Consider the following 5,128-nt stretch of genomic DNA (forward strand, 5'->3'; position numbering starts at 1 on the left):
TCTCATCTGGCGGAACGAGATGTTGATGTGCTGCTTCTTGAATTCGCGGTTGATGAAGCGGTTCACTTCATCGATCACCGGGTTGCGGTCACCGAGGTCACGTACGTGCATACGCAGTTCGTGATCGAGGGTGCTTTCGCCGAAATTGAGGAAGTACACGTGCGGCTCGGGTTCCTTGAGCACGCGCGGGTTTTCCCGGGCAGCCTTGAGCAGCAGTTCCTTGACCAGATCCAGATCGGAGCCGTAATCCACACCGAGTTTCAGCGTGACGCGGGTAATGGTATCGGTCAGCGACCAGTTGATCAGTTGCCCGGTAATGAACGTCTTGTTCGGGACAATGATGTCCTTGCGGTCGAAATCGGTGATGGTGGTGGCGCGGATGCGGATCTTGCTGACCGTGCCCGACAGGTTGCCGATGGTGATGGTGTCACCGATCCGCACCGGGCGTTCGAACAGGATCATGATGCCGGAGATGAAGTTGGCGAAGATCTCCTGCATACCGAAACCGAGACCGACCGACAGCGCGGCCACCAGCCACTGCAACTTGTCCCAGCTGACGCCGAGGGTCGACAGCGTGGAAACGAAACCGACGCCGGCGATCACGTAGGACAGCAGCGTCGTGGTCGCATAAGCGCTGCCCTGCGCCAGATTGAGTTTCGACAGCACGAACACTTCGAGCAGACCCGGCAAGTTGCGCGCCAGGGCGAAGGTGATGCCGATGATGATCAGCGCGCCGAGCATGTCGCCGATGCTGATCGGCACCATGCTCATGTTGGCGCCGGTGCCGCTGGTGTATTCGTAGAGGGTGATGTTGTCGAGGTACGAGAACACCGAGATCAGATCGGCCCAGACCCAGTACAACGCGGCGATGAAGCCACCGAGCAGCGCCAGACGGATCAGGCGCAGCGACTGTTCGTTGACCTTCTCGATGTCCAGGGTCGGCTCTTCGATCACCGCTTCGCCGTCGCCGGCCTCTTTGGCCGCCTGACGTTTGGCCAGGGCGCGCTGATAGGCCAGGCGGCGTGCAGCGACCGCCAGACCGCGCACGAACGTGGCTTCGATCACCAGCCAGAACATCAGCAGGTACAGGGTGTTGATCAACCGGTCGCTGAGTTTCAGCGCAGTGTAGTAGTAGCCGAAGCACACCGCGACGAACAGCGCGATTGGCAACAGAGTGAACATCACGCCCACGGCCTTGCGGAACAAGGAGGTGTTTTCGTGGGCCGGGCTGCTGATCAGCAGGCGGCTGAGCAGCCACGCCATCAGCGCGTAGCAGGTCAGCACCACCGGCATGCCGATGACGTCGTCGGCCAGCGCCGCCGGTTGCAGCTCGGCCACCGCCACTACTGTCACCAGCGCCATCACCACCAGCCCGAGGCGACGGATCCAGCCCTGCAGGAACTCGACCTGCGGCTTGTCCCAGCGGAAATGCAGCTCAGCCACACCGCCTGGCGAGAGAATCCGGTAAGCGGTGTAGAACACCAGCCACGCCTGACCCATTTGCAGCAGCGCCGCGCCCATGTTGGCGTTCTGCCCGCGGGCGTCGATCTGCAGGGCCAGCCCGCACAGCGCCAGGCCAAGGGCCACCGGCATCGCCAGCAGAATGTTGATCAGGATCGCCTGCGGGGTATGCCATTGGCTGTCACGCTTGAAGTGGCCGATGTCCTGGTGAACCTTGTTCAGCCGCGCGTACAGCGCCTTGCGTCGCCACAGCAGAGCGCCAATCAGCAGGGCCAGCGGCAGGAACAGCAGCGGACGCTGGGTCAGACCGTCGGTCAGCTCGCTCAGGCTCGAGGCCAGCGGCAGGGTATCGATCTGCCGCTTGAGCCGCTCCGGCACGCCGCGAAGCCATTCCGCGTCCAGTGGCTTGTTGCTGGGGATCCAGAACATTTGCTCGTCGAGGGTCGCACGCAGGCTCTGCGCGGTGCTCAGCAGTTGTTTCTGGTTGAGTTGCAGGGTGATCGATTCGTTGAGCACCGCGCTCAACTCGCGGTTCAGACGTTCCAGCAGGTCGGCGCGGGTGTTGGCCAGTTCCATCAGGCTCTTGCGCAGTTGCGGGGTGACTTGTTCCGGCGGCTGGGTGGAAAGCAGGTTGTCGACGTAGGTCGCCGGGTTGCTCAGCAGTTCGCGCTGCTGACTGACTTCGAACTGATACAGGCGAATGTCGGCGATCTGGTCCGCCAGATCGCGGTCGACCTTGAGCCGCGGCAACGCCTGCTTCTGCTTATAGAGAATCTTCGACAGCAGCAGGCTGCCCTTGAGCACGTTGATCTGCTCGTCGAGGGCCGAGTCGCTCTGGGTCAGGCTGTCGAGTTGCTGTTTGGTCTGCAGGTTCTGTTGGGTGACTTCGTTGAGGCGGTCGGTGCTTTTGAGCAGGTAATCGGAAAGCTTGAGGTTGGCGGCGCTTTCAGTGGCGAGCAGGCTGCTGCCGCCGGCTTTCTGTGCCTCGATCGATTGCTGGGTGACGGTTTCCTGCGACTGGGCCAGGCGCTTCTGGTTGATCAGCGTCTGCAGTTCCTGGATCTCGCGATCGAGTCGGTCGGACTTTTCCGTGAGCAGGTCGTGCTGACTGTTGCCCAGGTCCTGCAACTGGCTGTTGCCGGCCAGTTCCTGGCGGCGCAGCGGGATCAGCGCGTTCAACGCGGCGAGCTCGGCGTTCAATTGATCGCGTTGTTCGGCACTGACGGTCTTGCCGCTGTCCTTGCCGGACTTGAGGATGTTGTTGATCTGCTGGATGCGCGTCTGGCTGGCAGAGATTTCTGCCTGCGCACGCTCTGGGCGAGTCTGGGCGGTGATGATCAGGCTGTTGGCATCGGCCAGGGCTTTTTGCAGATCACTTTGCTGGGTCGAGCGATCGGTGAGGATCTGCTCCAGCTGCTGAATCGACTCTTTGCTGAAACGCTGCGCCACCGGCACCACTGCCGTGGCCTTGAGGCGCGTGAGTTCGCGGGTGTTCTCGATGGTCTGCCGCGGGGCGGAGGCCAGTTGCTGCTTGAGGTCGATCAGCTTCTGCTCGTAATCACGCCGGCTGTTGAGCTGATTGAGCGTGGTTTGCAGGACCGTTTGCAGGGTCTTTTTGTCGGCATCCGGCAGTTTGCTGTCGGCCAGTTTGTCCAGGCTGGCCTGCACGGCTTCGCTGGACGGCGGTTCAGCGGCATACAGCGGGCCGACGGAAAGACTCAGGCCCAGCAGGGCCGCGAAAAAGAAAGAGCGCAGGGTAGGCATAGAGACCGGTCAAGCAAGTGAGAGTGGACGCAGTTTAGAGGAAGAGACCGGGACCCGGGCGACTTCCTTCGGGGAATCTGACGCCCACTTTGCCGATCTTGTTCCCGTCCATGACCGCGACCGTCCAGTGGGTGTTGTTCCACTCCACCTGGTCGCCAACGATCGGCGCACCGCCAACCTTTTGGGCAATGAACGCGCCCAGGGTCATGTCCGGATCAATGCCCTCGGCCGGCAACCCGTACAGCGCTGCAACCGCTTTAAGCTGGGCGTCTCCTTCGAGGACGAAGTCACCGAAGAAACGCAGATCCAGACCGCGTTGCGGTGCCTGGCTGAACAGTTTGCCGAGGGCTGGAAGGTTGTGTTCATGGCCGATAACACACAGCAAATCATCGACTTCCAGCACGGTACTACCCGACGGATGGAGCAGTTGCTGGCCACGAAACAGCGCGGCGATACGTGTGCCTTCGGGCATTTTCAGTTCGCGCAGCGGTGAACCAATGCACCATTTCTCGGCGCCGAGCTTGTAAACGAACAGTTCCCACTCGCTGGTGATGTGCACTTCCAGCGCCGAACGCGAGATCGGCGCCGGCTCCGGCGGCACTGTCACCTTGAGCAGTCTGGCGACCCACGGCAGGCTTGTGCCCTGCACCAGCAGCGACACCAGCACGATGAAGAACGCGAGGTTGAAGTACAGCTGCGCATTCGGCAGCCCGGCCATCAACGGGAACACTGCGAGAATGATCGGTACCGCGCCGCGCAGACCGACCCAGGAAATAAACGCTTTCTCGCGACCATGGAATGCCTTGAACGGCAGCAGGCCGACGATCACCGACAGCGGCCGGGCGAACAGAATCATCCACAGCGCCAGACCCAGAGCGGGCAGGGCGATCGGCAGCAAGTCATGCGGAGTGACCAGCAGCCCCAGCACCAGGAACATGCCGATCTGCGCCAGCCAGGCCATGCCGTCGAGCATATGCAGGATGCCGTGACGGCTGCGCACCGGGCGGTTGCCGATCACCAGACCGCACAGGTACACCGCGAGGAAGCCGCTGCCGTGCAGAGCGTTGGTCAGGGCGAACACCACCAGACCGCCGGCGATCACCAGAATCGGGTACAGGCCGGTGGCGAGGTTGATCCGGTTGACCAGTTGCAGCATCAGCCAGCCGCCGCCCAGACCGATCACGCCGCCGATGCCGAACTCGCGGATCAGGTGCGTCAGCAGGCTCCAGTGCAGGCCGGTCTGGCCGCTGGCGAGCATGTCGATCAGGGTCACGGTGAGGAACACCGCCATCGGGTCGTTGCTGCCGGATTCGATTTCCAGGCTGGCGGTCACCCGTTCGTTGAGGCCTTTGCCGCCGAGCAGCGAGAACACCGCAGCGGCGTCCGTGGAGCCGACGATGGCGCCGATCAGCAGGCCCTGAATCAGGTTCAGGTCGAACAGCCACGCGGCGGCCATGCCGGTCAGTCCGGTGGTAATCAACACCCCGACCGTCGCCAGCGACAGCGCCGGCCACAAGGCCACACGGAAACTCGAAACCCGGGTGCGCAAGCCACCGTCGAGGAGGATTACCGCCAGTGCGAGGTTGCCGACCAGATAGGCCGTCGGGTAGTTATCGAAAATGATCCCGCCGCCATCGACCCCGGCGGTCATGCCGACCGCGAGGATGATCACCAGAATGGGAATGCCGAGACGGGAGGACAGTGAGCTGACAAGAATGCTCGCACCTACCAGCAACGCGCCGATCAAGAACAGGCTGTTGATGGTCGTCGCATTCAAAGGCAGTACTCCAGAAGCGTAAAGACGGGCACAAACTGACCATGCAGTCTGCGTGCCAGCGATTCTAACCTGTTGAAATGTGATGCTGTCAAAAAGCTTTTTTCAAGATCAAAAGATCGCAGCCTG

The 5,128-nt window shown here is 61.9% G+C and carries 2 protein-coding genes; both read right to left on the reverse strand.

The genetic code is table 11. From position 1 onward, the window contains the following. The coding region (gene mscK, locus HT737_RS18005; RefSeq protein WP_182403513.1) for a mechanosensitive channel MscK at positions 1-3,225 on the reverse strand (3,225 nt) is incomplete at its 3' end. A gap of 34 nt (positions 3,226-3,259) precedes the next feature. After that, entirely contained in the window at positions 3,260-5,002 is a 1,743-nt protein-coding gene (locus tag HT737_RS18010; protein WP_041074130.1) for a potassium/proton antiporter, read from the reverse strand. Between the last annotated feature and the right edge of the window lie 126 nt (positions 5,003-5,128).

The sequence above is a fragment of the Pseudomonas sp. MD195_PC81_125 genome, assembly GCF_014060985.1.
In the GTDB taxonomy this organism is placed as follows: Bacteria; Pseudomonadota; Gammaproteobacteria; order Pseudomonadales; family Pseudomonadaceae; genus Aquipseudomonas; species Aquipseudomonas parakoreensis.